The sequence below is a fragment of the Rhizobium sp. RAF36 genome (assembly GCF_052114105.1).
Classification (GTDB): Bacteria; Pseudomonadota; Alphaproteobacteria; order Rhizobiales; family Rhizobiaceae; genus Rhizobium.
The window spans coordinates 936,093-962,395 of sequence record NZ_JBFREC010000001.1; the positions used below are offsets into that span (position 1 = coordinate 936,093).

Here is a 26,303-nt window from a genome sequence, read left to right on the forward strand (position 1 = left end):
GGCTGTGGGGCAATGAAGAGCGCCGGCGCGGGCTTGCGCGCCGGAAAATTGTCAGACGCCGAGCGACTTCAGCTTGCGATGCAGCGCCGAGCGCTCCATGCCAACGAACTCGGCCGTGCGCGAGATGTTGCCGCCGAAGCGGTTGATCTGGGCGATGAGATAGTCCTTCTCGAACATCTCGCGGGCCTCGCGCAGCGGCAGCGTCATGATGTGGTAGTCGTTCTTGGCAGAGACCTTCGGCAGCATGTCGCCGAGATCGGTCGGCAGCATGTCGGCGGTGATCGGCGCGTCGGGACCGTCGGAGCGGGCAAGGATCATCAGCCGCTCGATATTGTTACGCAGCTGGCGGATGTTGCCCGGCCAGTCATGCGCCTGTAGCACCGCCATCGCGTCGTCGCCGATCCGGCGCAGGCGAATGCCGGCCTGTTCGGAAATCTGGCGCATCAACTGATCGACGAGGAACGGAATGTCTTCGCGCCGCTCGGCGAGCGCCGGCACGCGGACCGGGACCACTGCCAGGCGATGATAGAGATCTTCGCGGAACCAACCTTCGGCAATGCGGCTTTCGAGATTATAGGCCGTCGAGGAAATGATGCGGACATCGACCTTGACGCGCTTCGAGCCGCCGACGCGTTCGAACTGCTGGTCGACAAGCACGCGAAGAATCTTGTTCTGTGTCTCGCGGGGCATCTCGCCGACTTCATCGAGGTAGAGAATGCCGCGATGCGCCTCCTCGAGCGCGCCGGTCTTGCGAGCCTGGCCGGGCGAACCTTCGGTGCCGAAAAGCGCGATCTCCATGCGATCCGGCGTAATGTTGGCGGCATTCAGCGCGACGAACGGGCCGCTGGCGCGCGTCGACTTCTTGTGGATCATCCGTGCCACCAGCTCCTTGCCGGAGCCGGATGCACCGAAGATCATGATGCGGCTGTTGGTCGGCGAGACCTTCTCGATCGTCTGGCGAAGCTGGGAGACGGCAACCGAAGTGCCGATCAGCTCGACGGCATCGCCTGCGCGCTTCTTCAGTTCCGAGACTTCGCGCTTCAGCTTGGAATTCTCGAGCGCGCGCTCGGCAATCAGGATCAGCCGATCGGCCTTAAAAGGCTTCTCGATGAAATCGAAGGCACCGCGCTTGATAGCGGAGACCGCGGTCTCGATATTGCCGTGACCGGAGATCATGACGACCGGGATATCGGGATGGCGGGTCTTGATTTCGTCGAGCAGCGACAGCCCGTCGAGCTTGCTGCCCTGCATCCAGATATCGAGGAAGATCAGCCGCGGGGCGCGATCAGAAATCGCCGCCAGCGCGCTGTCGCTGTCATGCGCGGTGCGCGTTTCGTGACCTTCATCCGAAAGGATGCCCGAGACGATCTCGCGAATATCGTGCTCATCGTCGACGACGAGAATATCAGAGGCCATAAACGCTTTCCTTGTCGGTTTCAGCAGGGGCGGACGAGGCCGGCTCGAGACGCGGCAGATGCACGCGGATCATGGCTCCTCTCCCCTGGTCAAAATCTGCGGGCGCATCATGCAGCTCAAGCTGCCCGCCATGCTCTTCAATAATCTTCTTGACGATCGCCAGGCCGAGCCCGGTGCCCTTCTCGCGCATCGTCATATAGGGCTCGAGAATGCTGTGCCGGTTCTCGACAGGCAGACCGCGCCCATTGTCGATGACATCGACGGTGAAGCGGTCCCTGCCCTCGTCCATGCCAGCGCGCACAAGCACCTTGCGCTCGTCGCGCTCCTCGCTCGGCACCGACTCGATGGCCTCGACGGCATTCTTGATAAGGTTGCCGAAGGCCTGGCCGAGCATGCGGCTGTCGAACATGCCTTCGAGCGGGCGTTCGCCGAGATCCTGCAGGAAGCTGACATGGGTGTTGCCCATCTCGCGCAGGAACATCGCGTCGCGGAGAATATCGCGCAGGTCGCTCTGCTCCTTGGTCGGCTTCGGCATACGCGCAAAGGCCGAGAATTCGTCGACCATGCGGCCGATGTCGCCGACCTGGCGGATAATCGTATCGGTGCACTGGTCGAAGACGGTCTTGTCGTCCTGATTAATCTGCTTGCCATAGCGGCGCTGGATGCGCTCGGCCGAGAGCTGGATCGGCGTCAGCGGGTTCTTGATCTCATGGGCAATGCGGCGCGCCACGTCGCCCCAAGCCGTCGAGCGCTGGGCAATGACCAGATCGGTGATGTCGTCGAGGGTGATGACGTAGGACTCGGCACCATCGCGCACCTCTTCACGCGTCACCTGGACGCTGAGAGTACGAACGGTACCGCCCCGCACCAAGGCGATCTGCTTGCGGAAATCGCCGCGATAGCGCTGGGCGGCCTCGGTCAGCACCTGATCGACCTCGGGGGCGATATCGGCCAGCTGCTTGCCGAGCATGTCGGACGCGTCGAGCGTCATCAATGCCTCGGCCGAGCTGTTGACGATGGTGATTGCCCGGTCGCCCTCGACACCGATGACGGCGGCGGTGACACCGGAGAGGACCGCCTCGATGAAGCGGCGGCGGTCGTCGACCTCGTCTTTCGCTTCCAGAATTTCGTCCCGCTGCGTGCGGATCTCGGAGATCATCTTGTTGAAGGTGCGCGAAAGATTGGCAACGTCGCCATCGACGGCATGGACAGGCACGACGATATCCATATTGCCCGAGGCAACGCTGTCGGCCGCCGTGATCAGCAAGCGGATCGGCCGGACGATACGGTCGGCGACGGCAATCGCGGTCCAGATGGCGGCGAGAAGCACGATCAGCGCGAAGCCGATATAGAGAACGGCAAAGGCGATCTGCAGCGAGACGCGGCCCGCTTCCATCGACTGATATTCGTTGGCATTTTCCTGCATGAGCCGCATCGCGCCCATGACCTTCGGATCGACCGCACGAACGGTGTAGAGGAAAGCATCCGGGATGGATTCGAGCTTGATGATGGCGCCGACGAGATTGGTCACGCCCGGCGGGATCAGCGTCGGCTGGCCAGCAGCGGCCTTGGTCAGCGCATCCGGCGGGATCGCCGGCAGCGGCTTCTCGGTCTTGATGTCCGCCTGGGTGATGACGTCGCCATTGCTTTCGACGAGAAAAGCTCCGAGCAGGCCGCGGCCACGCGCCTGGCGGGTCATCAATTCCGCAAAGCCGGTCCGATCGAGATTGTAGAGCGTGCGATTGCGCTCCAGATCATTGGCCATCGATACGGTCTGGCCCTGGAGATAACTGGCGTTCTCCATCATGTAGGCCTGGCCGACATTGCGGGACGAACTGACGATCGACTGAGTGCGGAGCGCGAACCAGCGGTCGAGGCCGGCGTTCAGAGTGATACTGGCGAAGAGTGCGACGAGGATCGCCGGCGTGATCGCCACGAGCGAGAACAGCACGACGATGCGGATGTGGAGGCGGGCGGCCGCCCTTCCGCGCGTACGCGCCTTCATCAGCCGTGCGACCTCGCGGCCAATCAGCGCCATCAGGCCGAGAACGAAGAACGAATTGACGACGACGGAGGTGATGACCACGCGGGAGGTCGGTTCGATCGGCGTGAAGCCGAGAAGCACGAAGAGTGTAGCGGTGGCACAAAGAAGCGCACCACCGGCCAGCATGAGACCGGGCAATGCAAAGAGCGCACGACGATCGGTGACGATTGCCACCCCTTCGTCTTCTGCCGCAGGCGATGCCGCATCCTGCTTCATCTGGTCATTCTCCTGGCGGCAAGCCGCCACGCCACATCTGCAATCACCGGGCCTAAAAACCATCAGCGCCCGCGCAATCCCGGTCTATGGAGATCAGCGGCACAGACCATCTGTTATGGTTACGATTGTCCAAACCCTATGCGTGACCTTTAAGCAACGCATTGTGGCGAAAATGCAACGCATGCCGCCACATTGTCAAGCTGTGCGGGAGCTCCGGTAGACCGAAACGCCAAGCTCACGGATCTTTTTGCGCAGCGTATTGCGGTTCAAGCCCAGCAGATCTGCCGCCTTGATCTGGTTGCCGCGTGTCGCCGTCAGGGCCGCGAGGATCAGCGGATATTCCAGTTCCGTCAGCACACGGTCATAAAGCCCCGGTGGCGGCAGATTCTCGCCGAAACTTGCAAAGTATGTGCGCATATTCTCTTCGACAGCCTGCGCGATGGTCATCGAACCGGAGCGGATCGGACCCTTGTCGATCGGGCTGTCGGGGACGTCGGAGCGCAGTTCGCTTTCGATGATTTCGCGGCTAATCACATCCTGTGGATAAAGTGCCATCAGACGGCGAATAAGGTTCTCAAGCTCGCGCACGTTGCCGGGCCAGGCATAGGCCTTCATTAGCTCCAGCGCTTCCTGATCGAATCGCTTGGTGCCCAGACCTTCCTTTTCAGCTTGCTGGATGAAATGGCGGACGAGATCCGGAATATCTTCGGCGCGGTCGCGCAGCGGCGGCAGGCGCAGCGGGACGACGTTGAGGCGGTAATACAGATCCTCGCGGAACAGGCCCTGATTGATCGCCTGCTTCAGATCCTTGTTGGTGGCGGCAACGATGCGGACGTCGGTGCGGATCGGCGTGCGGCCGCCAACGGTGGTGTACTCGCCCTGCTGCAGGACGCGCAGAAGGCGGGTCTGCGCATCCATCGGCATGTCGCCGATTTCGTCGAGGAACAGCGTGCCACCCTCGGCCTGCTCGAAGCGGCCGGTCGAGCGGTTCTGTGCCCCGGTGAAGGCGCCTTTCTCGTGACCGAAGAGTTCGGATTCGATCAGGTCGCGCGGGATCGCCGCCATATTGATGGCGACGAAGGGGCCGTTGCGGCGCTTGCCGTAATCGTGGAGCGCGCGGGCGACGAGTTCCTTGCCGGTACCGGATTCGCCGGTGATCATCAGCGTCAGGTCGGTCTGCATCAGGCGCGCGAGCACGCGGTAGATTTCCTGCATCGCCGCCGAGCGGCCGACCAGCGGCATGCCGTCCTGCATGTCCTCATCCAGCTTTGCCGGCTTCTTCTTCGGCTCGGAAAGCGCCCGGCCGATGATGCCGATCAACTCCGTCAGATCGAACGGCTTCGGCAGGTAGTCGTAGGCACCCTTTTCGGAGGCCTTGATCGCCGTCATGAAGGTATTCTGGGCGCTCATGACAAGCACCGGCAGATCCGGCCGCGCCTTCTTGATGCGCGGCAGCAGATCGAAGGCATTCTCATCGGGCATGATAACGTCGGTCACCACAAGATCGCCCTCGCCTGCCGAAACCCAGCGCCAGAGCGTGGCTGCGTTCGAGGTAATGCGAACATCGTAGCCTGCCCGGCTGAGCGCCTGATTGAGCACCGTACGAATGGCCGCATCATCATCTGCGACGAGGATCGTTGCTGTCATCGAGAAGTTCCTGTGGGGTTTGCAATTGCCGCGTCATCGGAAGAGGCATCCTTGGATGCCGGCATCAGGACGCGGAAGGTGGTCTTGTTGTTCTGGCTGTCACATTCGATGATGCCGCCATGGTCGCCGATGATCTTGGCGACCAGCGCCAGACCAAGGCCGCTGCCATTGGTCTTGGTGGTGATGAAGGGATCGAAGAGATGCGGTAGCAGGTCCGAGGGAACGCCGGGGCCGTTGTCCTGCACACAGAATTCCAGCGGCAGCGAGATTTTTTCGCGGGTTCCGGCGACGGAGAGGCGGATACCCGGACGATAGGCCGTCGTCAGCAGGATTTCGCCATCCTGCCTTTCCCCGACGGCTTCTGCCGCGTTCTTCACCAGATTGAGGAACACCTGAACCAGCTGGTCACGATTGGCATAAACGGCCGGAAGCGAAGGGTCGTAGTTCTCGGTGATGCGAATCTGGCGGGCGAAGCCAGCCTTGGCCACGGCCTTCACATGATCGAGAACGGAGTGGATGTTGACCGGGACGCGATCGACGGGGCGCTCGTCGGAGAAGACCTCCATACGGTCGACAAGCGAGACGATGCGGTCGGTCTCGTCGCAGATCAGCCGCGTCAGCGCCCGGTCCTCGTCGACGGCCGACTGCTCCAGCAGCTGTGCCGCGCCGCGAATGCCCGAGAGAGGGTTCTTGATTTCATGGGCGAGCATCGATGCAAGGCCGGTTACCGAGCGGGCAGCGGCGCGATGCGTCAGCTGGCGGTCGATCTTGTCAGCCATCGAGCGCTCCTGGAAGACGACGACGACGGAACCCGGCGCGCTGATCACCGGCGCCACGTAGAGATCCACCAGCTTGTCCTGGCCAAGGCGGGGCGAGCTCAGATCGACGCGGTATTCATTCACCGGTGCGCGGCGTTCGCGGACCTGGTCGATCAGCGCCAGCAGCGGGCTGCCGAAGGGAATGAAGGTCGAGATGCGATAGCGCGCCAAATGCGATGCGCTGGCGCCGAAGAAGGCCTCCGCCTCCCAGTTGGCGAAGGCAACGAGGCCCTGCTCGTCCACCATGATGACCGGGTTCTGGATGGCGTTCAGAACCGCCATCGCTACGCCACCCGCCTGATCCGCCTGCGTCTTGTCGGTCATGCCGCCTCCCGGCTTTCAGCTGCTTCTGCCTCTGCAGAGAGCGCATCGTAAAGCCGCCGCTCCACCTCCAGCGGCTGCTTCGAAGTCATGATCACGGCCTTGTCGTCCTTTGACAGCGCTGGCGCATAGCGCTCCAGATACCAGCCGAGATGCTTGCGCGAATGGCGAATGGCGACATGTTCGCCGTAGAATTCGAGCATCATCCGGTAATGCTCGACGGCGATATCAGCGATCTCCTGCCGCTTCGGACCGGCGGCACCGGCAATGACGCCCGCATGCCAGGGGCGCCCCTGACAGCCGCGGCCGAGCATTACCGCATCGGCGCCCGAGCGGCGGAGGATCTCCTCAGCATCCTCAGGCGTGTTCACGTCGCCATTGGCGATCAGCGGCACGGAAATAACATCGCGGACGGCGCGGATCGCATCCCAGTCCGCCTTGCCTTCGTAGAATTGCATGCGGGTGCGGCCATGGATGGTGATCAGCTGGACGCCGGCATCCTGGGCGCGCTTAGCAATCTCGGGAGCGTTCAGCGAATTCTCGTCCCAGCCGAGGCGCATCTTCAGCGTGACAGGCACATTGACGGCCTTCACCGTCGCCTCGATCAGGGTGAGCGCATGATCAGGATCGCGCATCAGCGCCGAGCCCGAATAACCGCCGATGACCTTCTTTGCCGGGCAGCCCATGTTGATGTCGATAATATCGGCACCTGCGTCGGCAGCGACCTTTGCCGCCTCTCCCATCCAGTAGGCTTCGCGGCCGGCAAGCTGCACCATATGTGGCTTGAAACCGGCGGCTTGCAGCCGTGACCAGGATTCGGCGGCGTTGTTGACCAGTTCACGGCTCGCGACCATCTCGGTGACAACGAGACCGGCGCCGTATCGCCAGGCCAATTGCCGGAACGGCATATCGGTGACGCCGGACATGGGCGCCAGCGCAACACGGTTGCGCACGGAGACATTTCCGATCTGCAAAGGCGCTTCTAGGTTCACTCGATGCAATTGATTATCTTTCAGGCACACAATATGGCTGCACTATTTTTAGCCATAGACGAATGGCTTGCCAAGAGGCTTTGGTTAGAATTGATATTTTTCGGGCAGAAGCTGGAAAGCCGGTGGCCGAGCCTATAGAGCACCTGTGTCGCTTTCTGCTTATTTTAGGGATTTATGGCGCAAATGCATTCGAAGCAACCATTATCGGCCGGGATCGTTGTCGTTGCCGCCGGGCGCGGCGAGCGTGCAGGCGCGTCCACCGAGGGTCCGAAGCAGTACCGGATGATCGGCGGCAAGCCGGTTATTGCCCATACGCTTGAAAACTTCATGACATGGGAACACGCCTCGCAGATCGTCGTCGTCATTCATCCCGACGACGAGGCGCTGTTCGACAAGGCGCTGCGCCATATCCTCTCGGCAACGCCGATCGTGGCAGTGCATGGCGGCGCGACGCGCCAGCAGTCGGTCCTGGCGGGTCTGAGACATCTCAAGGACAAGGGCATCACCCACGTGCTGATCCACGATGCGGTGCGGCCGTTCTTCGACCATGTCCTGCTCGATCGCATTGCCGGCGCGCTGACCGACGGCGCGCCCGCGGTTCTCCCGGCAACACCGGTCGCGGATACGCTGAAGCGCTCCGACAAAGACGGAACGGTTCTCGAAACCGTGTCGCGTGAGCATCTCTTCGCAGCGCAGACCCCACAGTCCTTCGCCTATGAAGCCATTCTTGCAGCTCATGAAAAGGCCCATTCCGCAGGCCGCATCGATTTCACCGACGACGCTTCGATTGCCGAATGGGCCGGAATGCCGGTCACCATCGTGGAAGGATCGGCTGACAACATGAAACTGACCGTCAAACGCGATATCGCCCTTGCCGACAACCGGCTGTCGTCGTCCGCCTTACCCGATGTTCGCACCGGCAATGGCTACGACGTCCACCAGCTCGTGCCCGGCGACGGCGTGACGCTCTGCGGGCTGTTCATTCCGCACGACCAGAAGCTCAAGGGCCATTCGGACGCCGATGTCGCGCTGCATGCCTTGACGGACGCGCTGCTTGCCACCTGCGGCGCCGGCGATATCGGCGATCATTTCCCGCCATCCGACCCGCAGTGGAAGGGTGCCGCCTCGCGGATTTTTCTTGAGCATGCAGCGAAGATCGTCCGCGACTGCGGCGGCACGATCATGAATGCCGACGTCTCGCTGATCGCCGAAGCGCCGAAGGTCGGCCCTCACCGCGATCAGATGCGCGCCAATCTGGCCGAATTCCTCGGCATCTCGATCGGCCGCTGCTCGGTCAAGGCCACCACCAACGAAACGATCGGCTTCGTCGGCCGCCGTGAAGGTATCGCGGCAATCGCCACGGCCACGGTCGTCTTCCGCGGCACGAAGGAGTGACGATGTTTCCGGCTGATATCATTGCTGTTTCAGAAAAGATCATCCGGGAGTTTTCGGCCGCTGGCCTGATGATCTCGACGGCCGAGTCCTGTACGGGCGGATTGATTGCCGGTGCATTGACCGAGATTTCAGGCTCCTCCGCGGTCGTCGACCGTGGCTTTGTGACCTATACGAATACCGCCAAGATGGAGATGCTCGGCGTTCAGGACGAGGCGCTCGCCCGCTTCGGCGCAGTCTCAGAGGAGACGGCGCGGCAGATGGTGCATGGCGCCCTCTTCCGCTCGCGCGCCGCTGTGGCGGTTGCCGTCACCGGCATTGCGGGACCTGGCGGCGGCTCGCCGGAAAAGCCTGTTGGTCTCGTGCATCTCGCAGCCAAATCGCGGCGCGGCGCACTCGTCCACCGCAAGATGCTCTATGGCGATATCGGCCGCGACAAGGTTCGGCTCGCGACCGTTGCGACAGCTCTGGAAATGCTGCTGTCGCTGAAGTAGCATGCTGGAACAAAAGTCTTCTGCTACCGTTCCTGCCGCGTTGCCGGCCAATGCCGGTTTTGAAGGATTGTTCCCATGCGATACTTGGCCGTCTTCGGCGTTGCATTGAGCCTCGGCTGCATTTCCGCCGCGGAAGCACCGTCCAATTACCAGACCTATACCGGCATCCGTGTCGATTCCGATCCGGTGCTGCTGGCGCGTTACGACCGCGCCCTCTCCTATTGCGAGCGAGAATCGGTGTCGTGGCGCGGTTCGCCCGACACGCGCAGCCTGCGCTACAATACCGCGTTGAGGAACTGCTTCTACCGCCGTAGTTTTGTCGATCGCGGCTACTATGCCTATCCGGCAACGCAGGTCTTCGACCACTTCCTCGACCGCTAAGCTCAGCTGCCGTAGATCGTCGTCGCGCGTTTTTCGAAGGCTTCCGTGAACATGCGGAACGCCCTGTCGAACATCGTCCCCATGAGCGCGCCGAGGATGCGGCTCTTGAACTCGTAGTCGATGAAGAAATTCACGGTCGAGCCGTTGGCGGCGCCGGTGAAGCTCCAGCGGTTGTCGAGATACTTGAATGGGCCATCGATATATTTGACGTCGATGACGTGCTCGGCCTTGTTCAGCAGGACCTGCGTCGTGAAGGTTTCGCGGATCGCTTTGTAGCCGACCGTCATGTCGGCCACGAGCAGGATCTTGCCATCGCGCTCCTTGCGGCTGCGCACGGTCAGCGCCTCGCAGAGCGGCAGGAATTCCGGATAGCGTTCGACATCGGCAACGAGGTCGAACATCTGCTCGGCACTATGGGGAACGGGGCGATGCGTTTCGAATTGCGGCATGAAGGGCAGTTAAGCGGGCGCATCGAGAAGATCAAGAAGGCGGCCCACCTCTCGCCGGCTTTTCAGCTGGAAAACCGGGACATCAGGGCCATAGCGATCGATACCGGCGATGACGAGCGGTGCGAACCGCTGCTCGAACGTCCAGATGTAGGTGAGGAACTCGCGATCGGGCAGCTGTTCCCGGCATCCGGGCGCCATATCCGGCCGCGTCTTGCCGAGATGAAAGAAAGCACGCTTGCAGATGCCCCATAGGCAAAGCCAGCGCGGCATGCGCACCCAGAGGATCAGTTGTGTGCGCGGGACGCGGATATCGAAGGTGGATGGGCCGGTTCCGTCCATCAGCCACTCATCGCCGTTGACGGTGTCGGTGATCAATTGCCGTTCCTCGGCCTTCTCGCGCTTCACCCAGCCCGGCAGCCAGAAGAATTCCCTGTCCATCGAGATATGGGTGAGACCTAGCCTTGCGGAGAGCTTTCGCGACAGCGTGCTCTTGCCGCCGCCGGAGCATCCGATGACCATGATCCGGGAGGACCGGCGCGCGAGGCGGACGGCTTCACCGATATCGTCGATATAAGCAGGCATCGCGTCTCTCGCTCGCAAACAAAAAGCCGCGGCGAAAATCGCCGCGGCTTTCAGAAAATGCAAGCAGGGATTTTATTCTGCGGCGATCAGCGTCTTCTTTTCGCGCGCAGCTTTCAGACGGGCGAAGTCGTCGCCGGCGTGATGCGAGGAGCGCGTCAGCGGGCTGGAGGCGACCATCAGGAAGCCCTTGGTATAGGCTACAGTCTCGTAGGACTTGAATTCGTCCGGCGTGACGAAGCTCATGACCGCATGGTGCTTCTTGGTCGGCTGCAGGTATTGGCCGATCGTCAGGAAGTCTACGTCGGCGGTGCGCAGGTCGTCCATCAGCTGGAGTACTTCGTTCCGCTCTTCGCCGAGACCGACCATGATGCCCGATTTGGTGAACATCGTCGGGTCCAGTTCCTTCACGCGCTGCAGCAGGCGGATGGAGTGGAAATAGCGGGCGCCGGGGCGAACCGTCAGATAGTTGCCCGGCACGGTTTCCATGTTGTGGTTGAAAACGTCAGGCTTGGCGGCGACGACGCGCTCCAGGGCACCCGGCTTCTTCAGGAAGTCAGGCGTCAGGATCTCGATCGTCGTCTGAGGAGACGCGGCGCGGATGGCCCAGATCACCTTTTCGAAATGCTCGGCGCCGCCATCGGCCAGATCGTCACGATCGACCGAGGTGATGACGACGTGCGAAAGGCCCATCTGCTTGACGGCCTTGGCGACATTCTCGGGCTCGGCCATATCCAGCGCATTCGGCTTGCCTGTCGAGACATTGCAGAAGGCGCAGGCGCGGGTACAGATCTCGCCCATGATCATGAAGGTGGCGTGCTTCTTGTCCCAGCACTCGCCGATATTCGGGCAGCCGGCTTCCTCGCAGACGGTGACGAGCTTGTGCTCCTTCACGATCGAGCGCGTCTCCGAGTAACCCTTCGACGTCGGCGCCTTGACGCGGATCCAGTCCGGCTTGCGCAGCACTTCCTGGTCCGGCCGGTGGGCCTTTTCGGGATGGCGTACGCGCTTTACGTCGGGATTGATCGTGTCGAGGATAGTGACCATTGCAGTTTCAACTTTCCGCCGCCCGATGCGGCTTCATCATCAGTCTGCACATAAGTGTTTTACGCCGATCTTACAATCGAGCCGTCATGTGCATCATCGCCGGACGAGCCGGGCGAGAAAAATCAGCAGGCAGGCACCCAGGAAGCCGGTGACGAAGTAGCCGAGCCGCCCGCCGGCCACTTCGATATGGAATTGCGCCAGAATGGCGGTGGCGACGACGGAGCCGACAATGCCGAGCACGATGTTCAGCAGAATGCCGTACCGTGCCTCCATCAGCTTGCCTGCGAGCCAGCCCGCAAAACCGCCGATGATGATTGCCGCTATCCAGCCGACGCCTTCCATATGAACCCTTTTCCCTACGCTATCGCCCTTGCGATCAGCACCACGATGATGGCGCCGACCGTGGCGTGAATGATCTGCACCACCAACGCATTTTCAATGCCGAGCGAGATGCCCAGTGCATTGAACAGAAACCCGCCCACGAAGGCGCCGATGACGCCGCTCAGCAGGCACCGTATCAGCCCGCCCCCACCGACCACGAGGCTTGCCAGAAAACCGGCGACAAGCCCGATCAGCAGAAAGATGAGCAATGCCTGCGTACTCATTGACATGATGATTTCCTTTCGTTTTTCCCTCTTTCAGGGATGGCCTCTGCTATCCTCAAGAAAGAGGGCGGAAACGGAAATTATCAAGCGTTCAGCACGCGTCCGTAAGCGTCGAGCACGGCTTCCTTCATCGATTCCGAAACGGTCGGATGCGGGAAGATCGTGTGCATCAGTTCTTCTTCCGTCGTCTCCAGGTTCATGGCGACGACGAAGCCTTGGATCAGCTCGGTGACTTCGGCACCGACCATGTGGGCGCCGAGCAGTTCGCCCGTCTTCTTGTCGAAAATCACCTTGACCATGCCCTGGTCTTCGCCGAGCGCGATCGCCTTGCCATTGGCGACGAAGGAGAAGCGGCCGACGCGGATATCGCGGCCGGCTTCCTTGGCCTTGGCTTCGGTGAGGCCGACCGAGGCGACCTGCGGGTTGCAATAGGTACAGCCCGGAACCTTGCTCTTGTCGGTCGGGTGCACATTCGGCAGGCCGGCGATCTTCTCGATGCAGACGACGCCTTCGTGCTCTGCCTTGTGAGCGAGCATCGGCGGGCCGGCAACGTCGCCGATCGCGTAGATGCCGGGGACATTGGTCTTGCCGTAGCCGTCGATGACGACGCAGCCGCGGTCGGTCTTGACGCCGAGCGCCTCGAGGCCGAGGTTCTCGATATTGCCCTGAACGCCGACGGCGGAGATCATGCGATCGGCGGTGATCTGCTGTACCTTGCCGTCAGCCGTCTCGACATGCGCCGTGACGCTGTCTGCCGATTTCTCGACCTTGGTGATCTTGGCGCTGGTGAAAATCTTCAGGCCGCGCTTTTCCAGCTGCTTGCGGGCGATCGCAGTGATCTCGGCATCTTCGACCGGCATGATGGTCGGCATGACTTCAACGACGGTGACGTCACCGCCCATCGAACGGTAGAAGCTGGCGAACTCGATGCCGATGGCGCCCGAGCCCATGACGATCAGCGACTTCGGCAGAACATCCGGCTTCAGCGCTTCGAAATAGGTCCAGATCAGCTTGCCATCGGGCTCGATTCCGGGCAGCGCACGCGGACGGGCGCCGGTGGCGATGATGATGTGCTTGGCGGTGTAGGTGCCGCCCTCGGCCTTGATGTTCTTCGGCAGCGGATGCTGCGGCTCGACAACAGGCTTCGTCGACTTGGAGACGACGATCTCGCCGGGCTTGGTGATCTTCGCCTCGCCCCAGATGACATCGACCTTATTCTTCTTCATCAGGAAGCCGACGCCGGCATTCAGGCGGCCGGAAACGGCGCGCGAGCGGGCGACGACAGCCTTGGTGTCGGCCTTGACCGAACCTTCGAGAACCAGGCCGTAATCCTTTAGGTGATTCGAATGATCTAGGATTTCGGCGGAGCGCAGCAGCGCCTTGGTCGGGATGCAGCCCCAGTTCAGGCAGATGCCGCCCAGGTGCTCGCGCTCGACGATCGCGACCTTCAGACCGAGCTGACCGGCGCGCACCGCCGCGACATAGCCGCCCGGACCCGAACCGATGATGATGACGTCGTAATTCTCAGCCATGTTTCCTGCCTTTTTATCCGGCGAGGCGGGTCAAAAGCACCCACTCGTGTTTCTTGCTGCTCTCGAAAATCGGCACGGCATCCGCGCGATCCGCTTCCGAGAAACCATTCTTCTTGTACAGCGCCAGCGCTGCCTCATTGTCGCTCGATGTGATCAGGCTGACCGGCAAGCCATTTGCCTTGTCGATCTGATCGCCGAGCAGTTTCATTCCAATGCCGATGCCGCGCAGATGGCGGTAGACGGCCAGCGTACCGATGAACCAGCCGCCGGCGACCGTCTTCTGCATGGTGATCACTGGCACCAGCGCCGGACGATCCGTTTCGATGGCGCTGATGCCGGCGCCGAGTTCGTAACCCACCGCCGCTCCGGCGATTTCGCCATAAGCTTCGGCGACGACAGCATTCTGCCAGCTTCCCCACTCGCCATCCCGGCTCATCTTCAGCCGGCCCTGCTCGAGGGGCGTATCGACCTTGCCGCCGGAGACTTCGGAGAACCAAAGCCATGAAGCAAAACCGTGAGAGCCGATATCGACGAGGATCGCGAGCTCTGCCGCATCCCGCCGTTCCGCCGGCCGCAGCGCGGCGAAGGTGCCCACGGTCACACTCCCAGCATCATCCGGACGACAGATTCCAGACCGCGCCCGAGAGCGCGGGTATTTTCCGCATCGAGATGCACGCCATCGAGCGGCGTGGTTCTCGCAACAGAACTGCCGTCGAAGAAGCCGCAGCCGAGTTCGTCGGCAAGATCGCGATAGAGGGTCGCGAGCTTTGCAGACTCCTCGACACCACCGGCAAAGGACGCGGCAAACGGTGCGTTCGCCGTCTCGCACAGAACCGGCGGCGCGACGATCAGGATATCCGGCCCGTCGAATTCGAAGGGCCAGGCATGATTGCGGATCAGCCGCACCAGGCGGGCGATGCCCTGGCAGGCGGCAAAGGCCGAACCTGCCACGACAGGTTTCATGTCGTTGGTGCCAAGCAGCAGGATGACCAGATCGAGCGGCGCATGCGTCTGCAGGATGGTCGGCAGAACGCGCGCGCCGTTGCGGTCGCAATCGGCCAGATGGTCGTCGAAGGCGGTGGTCCGGCCGTTCAAGCCTTCAGCGATGACGCGCGTGCCGTTGCCGAGCGCTGCCTGCAGCACGCTCGGCCAACGATCCTCGTAGGCATGGCGGCCGATCGTCTCGGCGCTGTAGCCCCAGGTCAGCGAGTCACCATAGCAAAGAACGGTCTTCGTCATTTCCGCCTCCGCTCAATGCTCAGACGAGCATGCCCATCGGGTTTTCGATATAGCCCTTGAAGGCCTGCAGCAGCTGCGCGCCGAGTGCACCATCGACGCAGCGATGGTCGGTCGACAGGGTGACGCTCATGACCGTTGCAATGGCCATCTCGCCCTTCTTGACGACAACGCGCTGCTCGCCTGCGCCGACCGCCAGGATCGTTGCATGCGGCGGGTTGATGACGGCTGCGAAATCCTTCACGCCCATCATGCCCATATTCGAAACCGAGGTCGTGCCGCCCTGATATTCTTCAGGCTTCAGCTTGCGATCCTTGGCGCGCTTGCCGAGGTCCTTCATCTCGTTGGAGATGGCGGACAGCGTCTTCAGCTCGGCCTTGCGGATGATCGGGGTGATCAGGCCGCCGGGGATCGACACCGCGACGCCGACATCGGCATGCTTGTGCTTGACCATGTTGTTGTCGGTCCAGGAGACGTTTGCATCCGGAACGTCGCGCAGCGCCAGAGCCATCGCCTTGATGACCATGTCGTTGACCGAGAGCTTGTAGGCCGGTGCGCTGTCCTTGCGGGGAGCGGCATCGTTCAGTTGCGCGCGAAGCGCCATCAGTGCGTCGAGTTCGCAATCGACGGTGACGTAGAAGTGCGGCACGGTCTGCTTCGATTCCACCAGGCGGCGGGCGATCGTCTTGCGCATGTTGTCATGCGGCACGAGCTCGTAGGAACCCTGCTCGAAGAGCTTGAGAACGGCTTCTTCCGAAGCACCCTTCGGGGCTGCGGCAGGAGCAGCAGCGGCCTGAGGTGCAGCTGCAGAAGCAGCAGGCGCAGCCGCCTTGGCACCACCACCGGATACGGCAGCTTCGACATCGCTCTTGACGACGCGGCCATGCGGGCCGGAGCCGGTGACAGCAGCGAGATCGATACCGGCTTCCTTCGCGAGGCGGCGTGCCAGCGGCGACGAGAAGGTGCGGTTGCCAGACGATGCGGCAGCAGCAGGTGCTGCGGCAGGAGCGGCGGCTGCCGGGGCAGCTGCGGCTTCAGCCTTCGGTGCCGGGGCAGCTTCGGCCTTCGGAGCCGGCGCGGACGAACCGGCGCCGCTTGCGGCCGCCTTCACGTCTTCGCCATCGGCAGCCAGAACGGCAATCAGCGCGTTGACCTTGACGCCTTCCGTACCAGCCGGAACGACGATCTTGGCAACGGTGCCTTCATCGACCGCTTCGACTTCCATCGTCGCCTTGTCGGTTTCGATCTCGGCGATGACATCGCCAGACTTGACCGTATCGCCTTCCTTGACTAGCCACTTGGCCAGGTTGCCTTCTTCCATCGTCGGAGAGAGGGCAGGCATCGTGATGTTGATAGGCATCGAAATACACTCCCCTTATTTGTAGCAGACGGTCTTCACTGCCTGGACGACTTCGTCGACATTCGGCAGCGCCAGCTTTTCGAGGTTTGCGGCGTAAGGCATCGGAACGTCCTTGCCGGCGATCGTCAGGACCGGTGCGTCGAGATAATCGAAGGCCTGCTGCATGACGCGGGTGGCGATTTCGGTGCCAACCGAGTTCTGCGGGTAGCCTTCTTCGACGGTAACAAGACGGCCGGTCTTCTTGACCGATTCGATAACCGTCGGAAGGTCCATCGGACGCAGGGTGCGAAGGTCGATCAGCTCGACGTCGATGCCGATCTTCTCAAGTTCAGCGGCTGCCTTCGTGGCATAGGTCATGCCGATACCGAAGGAAACGATGGTCACATCCTTGCCCTGACGGTGAATACGGGCCTTGCCGATCGGCAGAACGAAATTGTCGAGCTTCGGTACGTCGAAGTGCTGGCCGTAGAGAATTTCGTTCTCGAGGAAGACAACCGGGTTCGGATCACGGATCGCGGCCTTCAGCAGGCCCTTGGCGTCGGCTGCCGTGTAGGGCATGACGACCTTGAGGCCGGGGATCTGGCTGTACCAGGAAGCGTAATCCTGGCTGTGCTGGGCGCCGACGCGTGCGGCTGCACCGTTCGGGCCGCGGAAGACGATCGGAGCGCCCATCTGGCCGCCGGACATGTAGAGCGTCTTGGCAGCGGAGTTGATGATCTGGTCGATCGCCTGCATGGCGAAGTTGAAGGTCATGAACTCGACGATCGGCTTCAGGCCGGCCATCGCAGCGCCGACGCCGACGCCGGCAAAGCCGTGCTCGGTGATCGGGGTGTCGATGACGCGGCGGGCGCCGAATTCCTGCAGCAGGCCCTGGGTGACCTTGTAGGCACCCTGATACTCGGCCACTTCTTCGCCCATGACGAAGACGTTGTCGTCAGCGCGCATTTCTTCGGCCATCGCGTCGCGAAGCGCTTCGCGGACGGTCATGGAGACCATCTCGGTGCCGGCGGGGATTTCCGGATCGTTCGGTGCTGCGGCCTTCGGCTCAGCCGGAACCGGTGCTGCGGCAGGCTTGGCTTCTGCGGCCGGTGCCGGAGCAGCGGCGGGAGCCGGTGCAGCAGCGGGTGCGGCCGAGATGTCGGAAGCCGATTCGCCGTCCTGCAAGAGGATCGCGATCTTGGCGTTGACCTTGACGTTTTCGGTGCCGGCCGGAACCAGCAGCTTGCCGATCACGCCTTCATCGACGGCTTCGACTTCCATCGTCGCCTTGTCGGTTTCGATTTCGGCAATCACATCACCAGAGGTGACCTTGTCGCCTTCATTCTTGAGCCATTTGGACAGCGTGCCTTCTTCCATCGTCGGAGAGAGGGCGGGCATGAGGATATCGATAGGCATTGGTTCCCTCCCCGATTAGAGCAGAATGTCGGTGTAGAGCGCGGATGCATCCGGCTCCGGATCGTTCTGGGCGAAATCGGCGCTGTCGGCGACGATGTCGCGGACGTCCTTGTCAATCGCCTTCAGATCGTCTTCGGAGGCCCAGCCCTTTTCGACGAGGCGCTGACGCACCTGCTCGATCGGGTCATGCTCCGAGCGCATCTTCTGCACTTCGTCCTTGGAACGGTACTTGGCCGGGTCCGACATGGAGTGGCCGCGGTAGCGGTAGGTCAGCATTTCCAGGATGATCGGGCCCTTGCCGGAGCGGCAATGCTCGAGCGCCTCGTCGGCGGCAGCCTTGACGGCGCGAACATCCATGCCATCGACCTGTACGCCCGGAATGCCGAAGCCGGAGCCGCGCAGCGAATAGTTCGACTGTGCGGTGGCGCGGGCCGTGGAGGYGCCCATAGCGTAGCGGTTGTTTTCGACGATATAGATGATCGGCAGCTTCCAGAGTGCCGCCATGTTGAAGCTTTCGTAAACCTGGCCCTGGTTGGCCGCGCCGTCGCCGAAATAGGCGACGCTGACCGAGTCATTGCCGCGGTAGCGGTTGGCAAATGCCAAGCCGGTGCCGAGCGAGACCTGCGCGCCGACGATGCCGTGTCCGCCGTAGAAATGCTTTTCCTTCGAGAACATGTGCATCGAACCGCCCTTCCCGTGGGAATAGCCGTTGCGGCGGCCGGTCAGTTCGGCCATGACGCCGCGGGCGCTCATGCCGGTTGCCAGCATGTGGCCGTGGTCGCGATAGGCAGTGATGACCTGATCGCCATCCTTCTGCGCCATCTGCATGCCGACGACGACAGCTTCCTGGCCGATGTAAAGGTGACAGAAACCACCAATGAAGCCCATGCCGTAAAGCTGGCCGGCCTTCTCTTCGAAGCGGCGGATCAGCAGCATCTCGCGGTAAGCCTTGAGCTCCTCGTCGCGATCGAAATCGGCGACAGGACCACCATTCGAGGCCTTGGCTGCGGATTTTGCGCTGGTCTTGCGGCTGGAAACGGTCGCGTTCTTTCGCGGCGCCATTCAACCCTCCCTATGGGTTTGTGGTTCTTAGGTGGCGCGTACCATAGGGAAGAAATATGGCCACAGCAATGCCATAAATGCATGGCACGTATTCAGGATTAAGCCACTGATAATTCTATATAATTAACGATTAACTTGTTTTCGGTTAATTGGAATATGAATTGAATATGACGACCTCGTCGGCGCGTGACATATTCAGCTGGTAACGGGCTTTTTCGTCCAGCATATCCTTGTCGAGAGAGCCATCGCTCAGAAGCGCGACCTGCTGCTCGATATGCTCGCGCTTGGCCTTCAGCGTCGCAAGCTCCTTCTCGCGGGCGATGCGCCGCTGCTCGAAGACTTCGGTCGCACGCAGGCCGTAATCGCCATGGATGCAATGATAGCCGAAATAGGAGAGAAAGGCGACCGTCATAGCCGGAACAACGAACCGGCCGATCTTCTTTTTCTTATGATGCTTTGTCCACATACGCACACATGCTCTAAAACGCATTACCTATGTGATGAGAGTAGCGCTGAGAGATTAACCGTCCGTTGACTATGAATTTTTGCGGGCAAGAAAAAACCCGCACCGGTGAAGCGCGGGTTTCAAGGCATTGAACCTTAACGGCTATCAGCCGCGGATGATCGAGCGGCCGGCGTAGCGGGCCTGCGGGCCGAGGCCCTCTTCGATGCGGATCAGCTGGTTGTACTTTGCAAGACGATCCGAGCGCGACAGCGAGCCGGTCTTGATCTGACCGCAGTTGGTGGCAACCGCGAGATCGGCAATCGTGGAATCTTCGGTTTCGCCCGAACGGTGCGACATGACGGCGGTGTAGGCTGCCTTGTGCGCAGTGTTGACGGCGTCGAGGGTTTCCGTCAGCGAGCCGATCTGGTTGACCTTGACGAGGATGGAGTTGGCAACGCCCATCTTGATACCGTCGCGCAGGCGGGCCGAATTGGTGACGAAGAGATCGTCGCCGACCAGCTGAACCTTCTTGCCGGCCAAATCGGTCAGGGCCTTCCAGCCGTCCCAATCGTCTTCAGCCATGCCGTCTTCGATCGAAATGATCGGATACTGGGCAGCGAGCTGCGCCAGGTATTCGGCCATGGCGCCCGGCTCCAGCGTGCGGCCTTCGCCTTCGAGAACGTACTTGCCGTCCTTGAAGAATTCGGTCGAGGCGCAGTCGAGGCCGAGATAGATGTCTTCGCCCGGCTTGTAGCCAGCCTTTTCGATCGACTTCATGATGAAATCGAGGGCTTCAGGGGCGCTCTTCAGACCCGGTGCAAAACCGCCTTCGTCGCCGACGTTGGTGTTGTGGCCCTGAGCCGAGAGTTCCTTCTTGAGGACGTGGAAGACTTCCGAACCCATGCGGACGGCTTCACGGATCGAGTCGGCGCCCACGGGCAGGATCATGAATTCCTGGAAGTCGATCGGGTTATCGGCATGGGCACCGCCGTTGATGATGTTCATCATCGGAACAGGCAGCAGGTGGGCGGAAGCGCCACCGACGTAACGGTAAAGCGGCAGGCCGGCAGCTTCAGCGGCAGCCTTGGCGACAGCGAGCGAAACGCCGAGGATGGCGTTGGCGCCGAGGCGCGACTTGTTCGGCGTGCCGTCCAGCTCGATCATGATGTTGTCGATCTGGATCTGGTTTTCGGCGTCGATGCCGCCGATGGCGTCAAAGATTTCCGTGTTGGCAGCTTCGACAGCCTTTTCAACACCCTTGCCGAGATAGCGCTTGCCGCCATCGCGAACTTCGACGGCTTCGTGCGCGCCGGTCGAGGCACCCGATGGAACAGCCGCGCGGCCCATGCTGCCATCTTCCAGATAAACGTCGACCTCGACGGTGGGGTTGCCACGGCTATCGAGAATCTCGCGGGCGATGATATCGGTAATTGCAGTCATGGGTTTCTTCCTGCTCGGTGGGTGGGATAAATCGTTTGAAATCGTCTTAATCGAAGGCACGCAAATTACAATGGCCGTTTTTGAGCCGCCTAACATGCCTTCGTTTCAGGCCTCATTCGAGGCCTATTACAGGATCATGTCAGCCTTTTGAACGTCAGGCCGCTTTCGCGATCGCGTCGAAGGCGAGAAGCTTTTCGAGAAGCCGCGGCATGTCCTTCAGATAGACCATATTCGGGCCGTCGGACGGGGCGTTGTCCGGGTCTTCGTGGGTTTCGACGAACACACCTGCGACACCGACGGCAACGGCGGCACGCGCCAGGGTCTCGACGAATTCGCGCTGACCACCGCTCGAGCCGCCCTGCCCGCCCGGCTGCTGCACGGAATGCGTGGCGTCGAAGATAACGGGAGCGCCGAGTGCGGCCATGATCGGCAGCGAGCGCATGTCGGAGACCAGCGTGTTGTAACCGAAGGAGGCGCCGCGTTCGCAGAGCAGGATGTTCGGATTGCCGCTGGCATTCAGCTTGGCGAGAACATTCTTCATGTCCCAAGGCGCCAGGAACTGGCCCTTCTTGACGTTGACGATCCGGCCGGTCTTGGCTGCGGCAACGAGAAGATCGGTCTGGCGGCTGAGGAAGGCCGGTATCTGCAGGATGTCGGCGACGGAAGCCACCTGCTCGCACTGCTCTTCCGTGTGAATGTCGGTCAAAACAGGGAAGCCGAATTCCTTCTTCAGATCGGAGAAGACTTCGAGCGCCTTTTCAAGACCGATGCCGCGCTCGGCGGAAAGCGATGTGCGGTTCGCCTTGTCGAAAGACGACTTATAGACGAGGCCGATACCGAGCGACTTGCAGAGTTCGCTCAGAACACCGGCGACCATGAAAGCGTGGTCGCGGCTTTCCATCTGGCAGGGACCGGCAATCAGCGACAGCTTGCCCGTATTCGAAAATGTGACGCGGCCAGCACCCTCGCCGGCGACGACTTCTGCATTGGTGTTGCTCATTGGATCTCCTCGAAGGCAAAGATCGCGCCTTGTCCCGGCGCCGGCTTCACCAATAGACGATTGCTCATACTGACATGGGTGATCCCGTTAGCAGCCAAATGCGCCGCTGTCACGGCCAGATCACCGACCGAAAACACGATTGCGCGCGCCCTGAGGCCGTTATCGGTCCCAAGTGGCTCCGCATCGAAATAGGCCTCCATGCCCTCGTTCGAGAAGATGGAAAGTTTCCCGTTCGGTAATTCGAAGGATAGGCCGAGTGCCGCCTCCCTAGGCTCAGCTCCACCGCTGGCTGTCTCAAGAAATTCGGCGAAGGCCTGCGGATCCTCAGCGCTCAGGGCAATCTCGCTGATGCCGATGACGCCGTTTGCATGGGTTTCCAGTGCCTTGCGATCGGCCGGAAAGGCGTTGACCCGCTGGCAGGCGAAGAAGAAGACATCGGGCGCCCGGAGATCGGCGGCAAAGGCGAGCTTGAAGGCGCCCGTTGCCTGTGTTTCGTCGGGCATGACGATCGGCCGCGAGAATTCGACCATATCACCGCCGCTCAGCTGCGCGCCATCATAGGCAGCCTTGTCCGCATCGGCATCATCGGTGCCGAAGACGATGGCCGAAAAGCCGTCATCGCCGCAGCGGAAGCGGAAGGCCTGATCGCGGGCGACGAAGCTGTTGCCCTTCGCGACGGCCGCGTCGCACTCCGCCTGGTTGGCGACACCGAGCGGTTCGAGGTAGGTCCTGTCGGCAAGGAAGATGCAGGCATTCTCCGTTCCGAACGGATGACGGCCATCGGCCGCGACGGTGAAACCGAGACGGCCGAGTCGCTCGCGGGCAACATCTATATGGGTGACGGGCAGTACCAGATGATCGAGCGGATGCGTCATGGCGGTTCCCTCCGGTGAAGCCGGCAGAGATTTGCACGCCCTGCCTGGTAAAGCGCAAGCGTGGATCACCAATCCGGCAAATAAACTTTCAAAAACGACGAAAAATCATCGGAAGTTTTACCAATATTTAGGCACTTGCGGAACACATATGGAACATATAGTGTCCGTTCTGGCTTTGTTTCACGAATCTGGGGAAAGACTTCGATGCTGACGCGCAAACAACAGGAGCTTCTCCTCTTCATTCACGAGCGGATGAAGGAGTCCGGCGTACCGCCGTCCTTCGACGAAATGAAGGACGCGCTCGACCTGGCTTCCAAGTCGGGCATCCATCGCCTGATCACGGCTTTGGAAGAACGTGGCTTCATTCGCCGCCTACCGAACAGGGCGCGCGCACTCGAGGTCATCAAGCTTCCGGAAGCCTACAGCCCGAGCATCCAGCCGCGCCGCGGCTTCTCGCCGAGCGTCATCGAAGGCAGCCTCGGCAAGCCGCAGCCGGTCGCGCCGCCGAAGCCTGCGAACGAGGACAATCACACGTCGATCTCGGTGCCGGTCATGGGCCGGATCGCAGCCGGTGTGCCGATTTCGGCGATCCAGCAGAACACACACGACATCACTGTTCCCGCCGACATGCTCGGAAACGGTGAACATTATGCTCTTGAGGTCAAGGGCGACTCGATGATCGAGGCCGGCATCTTCGACGGCGATACGGTCATCATCCGCAACACCAATACCGCCAATGCCGGTGATATCGTCGTTGCTCTCGTCGATGACGAAGAGGCAACGCTGAAGCGCTTTCGCCGCAAGGGTGCATCCGTTGCGCTCGAAGCTGCCAACCCGGCTTACGAAACCCGTATTTTCGGACCGGACCGCGTCAAGGTTCAGGGCAAGCTCGTTGGCCTTATCCGCCGCTATCACTGAGCGTCTCGCTTTCACCAAAAGTGCCGCTGCGCCAATCGTAGGCGCGGTGGCGGATCCAGGGCCGGTCGAGACCCTCGAATGATGTGGTGATTTCGGCGATCCCATTGGGGAAACGAAGCTCGACAGCGCCTGTCTTTCGCAGTGTCTCCCCGGTGAAAAGCAGGGCGCCTGAGCGGCAGGTATCGAGGCGCAGGCGAACTGGTGTGACGACGATATCGGATATGTCGCAGGCTGGGCCAAGGAACGCCGCATTCTCGATCACGGTCAGGATCGAACCGTTGTCGAGCTTCGCCGTACACCAGGACTTTTTCACGCATGAGAAGCGCTCGCCCGTCGCACTGGCCTTGATCGCGTTCATGGTGTCGTTCTGCTGTGCCTCCGTCAGTTTCAGCCTTTCACCGCGCGGTGCGGTGGGAATATCCGGGAGCGCCGGGAACGCCGGTGACAAATGCTTATCGATCACCAGAGCGCGCCTCCATTGATCAAAGATGAAGCCCGGTGGCCGCTCGCGATTGGTGGCGAGGCCGTTGTCACTGACGATGCCCGCCATGCTCCCGTCCTCGGCAATCACGATTTTCGGCGGCGGAGGGCCTCCTAACATCGCGGCTGCTGTCGTCGATGCCACCAAGATCGCGGTGCCGAGATGGCGCATGCGGCTGCGCAGCAAAGTCAGCAGCAGGAAACCTGTCACCGCCGCGGGAAAGTACCAAAACGCCAGGCGCCCGACGCCGATATCGCCGCCCCATGAGGCAACCGTCCTGGCAATGGCGATCACCAGATCGAGCCCGAAACCCGTCACTTGCCACGCCCATACATCGAGGCCGAAGGGCATCAACAGCATGGCAATGAGGCCGAACGGCATGATGATGAAGGAGATAATCGGCATTGCGGCGAGATTGGCTGGCAGGCCATAGGCCGTCAGCCGGTGGAAGTGCTCGACCGAGAACAATGCAGTCGAGAAGCCGCCGATGACGGAGGTCAGCAGGATGCCGCCGAAGAACGCGGCGGCGGAAGACAGCATCCTGACGGCGCGAAACTTTGCGAAGGGCCGGTCGCGCACCGGCCTCTCCTTCCAGAGCGCATAGCCCGCGACGAGGGCCAGTGTCGCGGCGAAGGACATCTGGAAGCTTGGCCCCATGATCTCCGAGGGTGAGAGGACAATGATCACCAGCGCCGATAGGGTTACGTTGCGCAGACTGATCGACGGCCGGTCGAAGAAGACCGCCGCCAGCATGATCGCCATCATGATGAAGGCGCGCTCGGCGGAGACTGCGAAGCCCGAGATCAGGAAATAGGCGGTGACGGCGGCAAGCGCACCGGCTGCGGCGATCTTCTTGACGGGATAGGCCTGGACGACAGCCGGAAGCAGGCTGAGCACGGTGCGGAAGCCGACGAAGAAGATGCCTGCCGACAGCGCCATGTTGAGACCGGAAATGGCAATGATATGCGCAAGGCCCGATTGGCGCAGCGCCTCGGTCGTCTCGCTCGAAATGGCGCGGCGCTCGTCCGTGACCAGAGCGGCGGCAAAAGCGCCGGTGTCGCCAGGCAGGATGCCTCTAATACGGTCGCCGATGCCGCTTCTCAAGCGGTAGAGCCATTCAAGCGCGCGATCCTGCATCGATGCGGACCCGGGTTCGTCCGCCGGAACCACGGCAGGGGCACCATAAAAGAAACCGTTGCCACCGACGCCGTCGAAATAGGCACCGAACGAAAAGTCGTTGAGGCCGGGAAGAGCGGGCCCTGAGGGCGGCGTCAGCCTTGCCCTGCCCTTCAGCCAAGTCCCGGTTTCGAACTCCGCTTTCTGGCCGCGCGCAATCACGGTCACCTGCTCTGGCAGCCGCTTCAGCGCCGGGTTCTCCGTCGCCTTGAGCGCCAACAGATACCGCCAGCCGCCGCGGCCATCGCTTTCCCGCCGCTCTACGCGGCCTGTCAGCGTCGTCGTTACCGCCGAATCGAGAACGACAGTACCGGCTCTCCAGGTCTCGAATTGTGCGGCGAGGATGCCAACAGCGATCAACGTCATGGAGGCCACGCAGATCCGGCTCCACTCCCGGCCGCGATCGGTCACGGCGAGCAGCAGAAGCAGCACGACCGCGCATGAAAGCGGCACAGCCGGTGAAATGTCTGCGCCGCAGGCAAACCAGAGAACGGAGCCCAGTCCGAGCGCCACCGGCGCAAACAACATGCGGCCGCCATAAGCCAGCTCTTCGATAGCGCAGGCCGGCAGGCTTTGCGCAACACGGCGCTGCAGCGACCGAAGAGCATGAATAGAAAGCTGCCGGCGGTGACCTAGATTAACAGGTGCGAAGAGAGAGCCTGCTGCAGGCGGCATCAGCGGCGTCTGCGGCAATTTGGCCGCGGCACCGATGGTGATCGTGCTGACGTCGCTGGTTTTCAACTCCGGCATGCAAAGAGCCTGATGACCCGATAGAATACAACCAGAATGCAACCCTGCGCGCGTTTCAGCAACAATAATCGATTGAAAAATGATGAAAAAACGTGAGTGCAAAAAGCCTAAATAAATCATCGGCTTCCGCTATGCGTTTACAGCATCGCAGGAGTGCCTAAAAGTTGATACTGCGATGCACAAAATGGCGTCACGGTAACTTGGCATTAGGCGCGCTATCATATAGCAATCT

The 26,303-nt window shown here is 61.4% G+C and carries 25 protein-coding genes; 4 read left to right on the forward strand and 21 right to left on the reverse strand.

Annotated elements, in window-relative coordinates:
* Window positions 1–51: 51 nt before the first annotated feature.
* The 5 genes from ntrX to dusB form a co-directional block, all read right to left on the reverse strand.
* Complete coding sequence (ntrX, locus tag AB4Z25_RS04675) at window positions 52–1,416, reverse strand: nitrogen assimilation response regulator NtrX (RefSeq protein WP_112388140.1); 1,365 nt, start codon at window positions 1,414–1,416, stop codon at window positions 52–54.
* Window positions 1,406–3,676, reverse strand: a complete 2,271-nt coding sequence (locus AB4Z25_RS04680; RefSeq protein ID WP_112388139.1) for a sensor histidine kinase — start codon at window positions 3,674–3,676, stop codon at window positions 1,406–1,408. Before AB4Z25_RS04680 ends, ntrX begins: the two co-directional genes overlap by 11 nt.
* 195 nt (window positions 3,677–3,871) lie before the next feature.
* On the reverse strand, window positions 3,872–5,323 hold the full coding sequence (gene ntrC / locus AB4Z25_RS04685; RefSeq protein ID WP_112388138.1) for a nitrogen regulation protein NR(I): 1,452 nt from the start codon (window positions 5,321–5,323) through the stop codon (window positions 3,872–3,874).
* The gene (locus tag AB4Z25_RS04690) at window positions 5,320–6,465 is read right to left on the reverse strand and encodes a two-component system sensor histidine kinase NtrB (protein WP_112539511.1); all 1,146 of its coding nucleotides are present in this window, start codon (window positions 6,463–6,465) and stop codon (window positions 5,320–5,322) included. Before AB4Z25_RS04690 ends, ntrC begins: the two co-directional genes overlap by 4 nt.
* Entirely contained in the window at window positions 6,462–7,484 is a 1,023-nt protein-coding gene (gene dusB / locus AB4Z25_RS04695) for a tRNA dihydrouridine synthase DusB (RefSeq protein ID WP_442207878.1), read from the reverse strand. Before dusB ends, AB4Z25_RS04690 begins: the two co-directional genes overlap by 4 nt.
* A gap of 144 nt (window positions 7,485–7,628) precedes the next feature.
* On the opposite strand from dusB, the gene AB4Z25_RS04700 reads away from it, so the two are divergent.
* The 3 genes from AB4Z25_RS04700 to AB4Z25_RS04710 all read left to right on the forward strand — a co-directional run bounded on the left by AB4Z25_RS04700 (window position 7,629) and on the right by AB4Z25_RS04710 (window position 9,721).
* Window positions 7,629–8,849: a bifunctional 2-C-methyl-D-erythritol 4-phosphate cytidylyltransferase/2-C-methyl-D-erythritol 2,4-cyclodiphosphate synthase gene (locus tag AB4Z25_RS04700; protein WP_112539515.1), complete on the forward strand. Its 1,221-nt coding sequence runs from the start codon at window positions 7,629–7,631 to the stop codon at window positions 8,847–8,849.
* The gene (locus tag AB4Z25_RS04705; RefSeq protein WP_112539517.1) at window positions 8,846–9,340 is read left to right on the forward strand and encodes a CinA family protein; all 495 of its coding nucleotides are present in this window, start codon (window positions 8,846–8,848) and stop codon (window positions 9,338–9,340) included. The genes AB4Z25_RS04700 and AB4Z25_RS04705 overlap by 4 nt, the downstream gene beginning before the upstream one ends.
* A gap of 75 nt (window positions 9,341–9,415) precedes the next feature.
* On the forward strand, window positions 9,416–9,721 hold the full coding sequence (locus AB4Z25_RS04710; RefSeq protein WP_112539519.1) for a hypothetical protein: 306 nt from the start codon (window positions 9,416–9,418) through the stop codon (window positions 9,719–9,721).
* 2 nt (window positions 9,722–9,723) lie between these two features.
* Here AB4Z25_RS04710 and AB4Z25_RS04715 read toward each other — a convergent pair whose 3' ends face one another.
* The 15 genes from AB4Z25_RS04715 to AB4Z25_RS04785 form a co-directional block, all read right to left on the reverse strand.
* Window positions 9,724–10,170, reverse strand: coding sequence for a type II toxin-antitoxin system RatA family toxin (locus AB4Z25_RS04715; protein ID WP_112539521.1), 447 nt, complete (start codon window positions 10,168–10,170; stop codon window positions 9,724–9,726).
* Window positions 10,171–10,179: 9 nt separating this feature from the next.
* Window positions 10,180–10,752: an AAA family ATPase gene (locus tag AB4Z25_RS04720; RefSeq protein WP_112539523.1), complete on the reverse strand. Its 573-nt coding sequence runs from the start codon at window positions 10,750–10,752 to the stop codon at window positions 10,180–10,182.
* A 72-nt stretch (window positions 10,753–10,824) separates the two neighbouring features.
* Complete coding sequence (gene lipA, locus AB4Z25_RS04725; protein ID WP_112539525.1) at window positions 10,825–11,796, reverse strand: lipoyl synthase; 972 nt, start codon at window positions 11,794–11,796, stop codon at window positions 10,825–10,827.
* A gap of 93 nt (window positions 11,797–11,889) precedes the next feature.
* A complete protein-coding gene (locus tag AB4Z25_RS04730) occupies window positions 11,890–12,138 on the reverse strand; it encodes a GlsB/YeaQ/YmgE family stress response membrane protein (protein WP_112388129.1) in 249 nt (82 codons plus the stop codon).
* A 14-nt stretch (window positions 12,139–12,152) separates the two neighbouring features.
* Complete coding sequence (locus AB4Z25_RS04735; RefSeq protein ID WP_112539526.1) at window positions 12,153–12,407, reverse strand: GlsB/YeaQ/YmgE family stress response membrane protein; 255 nt, start codon at window positions 12,405–12,407, stop codon at window positions 12,153–12,155.
* 77 nt (window positions 12,408–12,484) lie between these two features.
* The gene (gene lpdA, locus AB4Z25_RS04740; RefSeq protein WP_112539528.1) at window positions 12,485–13,933 is read right to left on the reverse strand and encodes a dihydrolipoyl dehydrogenase; all 1,449 of its coding nucleotides are present in this window, start codon (window positions 13,931–13,933) and stop codon (window positions 12,485–12,487) included.
* 13 nt (window positions 13,934–13,946) lie between these two features.
* Complete coding sequence (locus tag AB4Z25_RS04745; protein ID WP_112388127.1) at window positions 13,947–14,528, reverse strand: GNAT family N-acetyltransferase; 582 nt, start codon at window positions 14,526–14,528, stop codon at window positions 13,947–13,949.
* A 2-nt stretch (window positions 14,529–14,530) separates the two neighbouring features.
* Window positions 14,531–15,172, reverse strand: a complete 642-nt coding sequence (locus AB4Z25_RS04750) for an SGNH/GDSL hydrolase family protein (RefSeq protein ID WP_112539530.1) — start codon at window positions 15,170–15,172, stop codon at window positions 14,531–14,533.
* Window positions 15,173–15,191: 19 nt separating this feature from the next.
* Window positions 15,192–16,529 carry a pyruvate dehydrogenase complex dihydrolipoamide acetyltransferase gene (locus AB4Z25_RS04755; RefSeq protein WP_112539531.1) on the reverse strand — a complete coding sequence of 446 codons (1,338 nt, stop codon included), beginning with the start codon at window positions 16,527–16,529 and terminating at the stop codon, window positions 15,192–15,194.
* A gap of 15 nt (window positions 16,530–16,544) precedes the next feature.
* Entirely contained in the window at window positions 16,545–17,924 is a 1,380-nt protein-coding gene (locus AB4Z25_RS04760) for a pyruvate dehydrogenase complex E1 component subunit beta (protein WP_112539533.1), read from the reverse strand.
* Between the two features lie 15 nt (window positions 17,925–17,939).
* The gene (pdhA, locus tag AB4Z25_RS04765) at window positions 17,940–18,986 is read right to left on the reverse strand and encodes a pyruvate dehydrogenase (acetyl-transferring) E1 component subunit alpha (RefSeq protein ID WP_442207879.1); all 1,047 of its coding nucleotides are present in this window, start codon (window positions 18,984–18,986) and stop codon (window positions 17,940–17,942) included.
* A 145-nt stretch (window positions 18,987–19,131) separates the two neighbouring features.
* On the reverse strand, window positions 19,132–19,452 hold the full coding sequence (locus tag AB4Z25_RS04770) for an FtsB family cell division protein (protein WP_112518610.1): 321 nt from the start codon (window positions 19,450–19,452) through the stop codon (window positions 19,132–19,134).
* Window positions 19,453–19,596: 144 nt separating this feature from the next.
* A complete protein-coding gene (gene eno / locus AB4Z25_RS04775; RefSeq protein WP_112388121.1) occupies window positions 19,597–20,871 on the reverse strand; it encodes a phosphopyruvate hydratase in 1,275 nt (424 codons plus the stop codon).
* A 154-nt stretch (window positions 20,872–21,025) separates the two neighbouring features.
* Complete coding sequence (gene kdsA, locus AB4Z25_RS04780; RefSeq protein WP_112539535.1) at window positions 21,026–21,871, reverse strand: 3-deoxy-8-phosphooctulonate synthase; 846 nt, start codon at window positions 21,869–21,871, stop codon at window positions 21,026–21,028.
* A complete protein-coding gene (locus AB4Z25_RS04785; protein ID WP_442207880.1) occupies window positions 21,868–22,746 on the reverse strand; it encodes a VOC family protein in 879 nt (292 codons plus the stop codon). The genes kdsA and AB4Z25_RS04785 overlap by 4 nt, the downstream gene beginning before the upstream one ends.
* A 204-nt stretch (window positions 22,747–22,950) precedes the next feature.
* Between AB4Z25_RS04785 and lexA the strand changes: the two genes are divergently transcribed.
* Window positions 22,951–23,664: a transcriptional repressor LexA gene (gene lexA / locus AB4Z25_RS04790; RefSeq protein ID WP_112539539.1), complete on the forward strand. Its 714-nt coding sequence runs from the start codon at window positions 22,951–22,953 to the stop codon at window positions 23,662–23,664.
* On the opposite strand, the gene AB4Z25_RS04795 is transcribed toward lexA, so the two are convergent.
* Window positions 23,645–25,849, reverse strand: coding sequence for a ComEC/Rec2 family competence protein (locus AB4Z25_RS04795; protein WP_442207902.1), 2,205 nt, complete (start codon window positions 25,847–25,849; stop codon window positions 23,645–23,647). The genes lexA and AB4Z25_RS04795 overlap by 20 nt on opposite strands.
* Window positions 25,850–26,303 lie beyond the last annotated feature (454 nt).

Excerpts from the sequence above, each read along its gene's own strand:
- ntrX (WP_112388140.1), bottom strand. The coding sequence starts at position 1,416 with ATGGCCTCTGATATTCTCGTCGTCGACGATGAGCACGATATTCGCGAG.
- AB4Z25_RS04680 (WP_112388139.1), bottom strand. The coding sequence starts at position 3,676 with ATGAAGCAGGATGCGGCATCGCCTGCGGCAGAAGACGAAGGGGTGGCA.
- ntrC (WP_112388138.1), bottom strand. The coding sequence starts at position 5,323 with ATGACAGCAACGATCCTCGTCGCAGATGATGATGCGGCCATTCGTACG.
- AB4Z25_RS04690 (WP_112539511.1), bottom strand. The coding sequence starts at position 6,465 with ATGACCGACAAGACGCAGGCGGATCAGGCGGGTGGCGTAGCGATGGCG.
- AB4Z25_RS04700 (WP_112539515.1), top strand. The coding sequence starts at position 7,629 with ATGGCGCAAATGCATTCGAAGCAACCATTATCGGCCGGGATCGTTGTC.
- AB4Z25_RS04710 (WP_112539519.1), top strand. The coding sequence starts at position 9,416 with ATGCGATACTTGGCCGTCTTCGGCGTTGCATTGAGCCTCGGCTGCATT.
- AB4Z25_RS04715 (WP_112539521.1), bottom strand. The coding sequence starts at position 10,170 with ATGCCGCAATTCGAAACGCATCGCCCCGTTCCCCATAGTGCCGAGCAG.
- AB4Z25_RS04720 (WP_112539523.1), bottom strand. The coding sequence starts at position 10,752 with ATGCCTGCTTATATCGACGATATCGGTGAAGCCGTCCGCCTCGCGCGC.
- lipA (WP_112539525.1), bottom strand. The coding sequence starts at position 11,796 with ATGGTCACTATCCTCGACACGATCAATCCCGACGTAAAGCGCGTACGC.
- AB4Z25_RS04730 (WP_112388129.1), bottom strand. The coding sequence starts at position 12,138 with ATGGAAGGCGTCGGCTGGATAGCGGCAATCATCATCGGCGGTTTTGCG.
- AB4Z25_RS04735 (WP_112539526.1), bottom strand. The coding sequence starts at position 12,407 with ATGTCAATGAGTACGCAGGCATTGCTCATCTTTCTGCTGATCGGGCTT.
- lpdA (WP_112539528.1), bottom strand. The coding sequence starts at position 13,933 with ATGGCTGAGAATTACGACGTCATCATCATCGGTTCGGGTCCGGGCGGC.
- AB4Z25_RS04750 (WP_112539530.1), bottom strand. The coding sequence starts at position 15,172 with ATGACGAAGACCGTTCTTTGCTATGGTGACTCGCTGACCTGGGGCTAC.
- AB4Z25_RS04755 (WP_112539531.1), bottom strand. The coding sequence starts at position 16,529 with ATGCCTATCAACATCACGATGCCTGCCCTCTCTCCGACGATGGAAGAA.
- AB4Z25_RS04760 (WP_112539533.1), bottom strand. The coding sequence starts at position 17,924 with ATGCCTATCGATATCCTCATGCCCGCCCTCTCTCCGACGATGGAAGAA.
- AB4Z25_RS04770 (WP_112518610.1), bottom strand. The coding sequence starts at position 19,452 with ATGTGGACAAAGCATCATAAGAAAAAGAAGATCGGCCGGTTCGTTGTT.
- eno (WP_112388121.1), bottom strand. The coding sequence starts at position 20,871 with ATGACTGCAATTACCGATATCATCGCCCGCGAGATTCTCGATAGCCGT.
- kdsA (WP_112539535.1), bottom strand. The coding sequence starts at position 21,871 with ATGAGCAACACCAATGCAGAAGTCGTCGCCGGCGAGGGTGCTGGCCGC.
- AB4Z25_RS04785 (WP_442207880.1), bottom strand. The coding sequence starts at position 22,746 with ATGACGCATCCGCTCGATCATCTGGTACTGCCCGTCACCCATATAGAT.
- lexA (WP_112539539.1), top strand. The coding sequence starts at position 22,951 with ATGCTGACGCGCAAACAACAGGAGCTTCTCCTCTTCATTCACGAGCGG.
- AB4Z25_RS04795 (WP_442207902.1), bottom strand. The coding sequence starts at position 25,849 with ATGTTGTTTGCGCCGGTGGCGCTCGGACTGGGCTCCGTTCTCTGGTTT.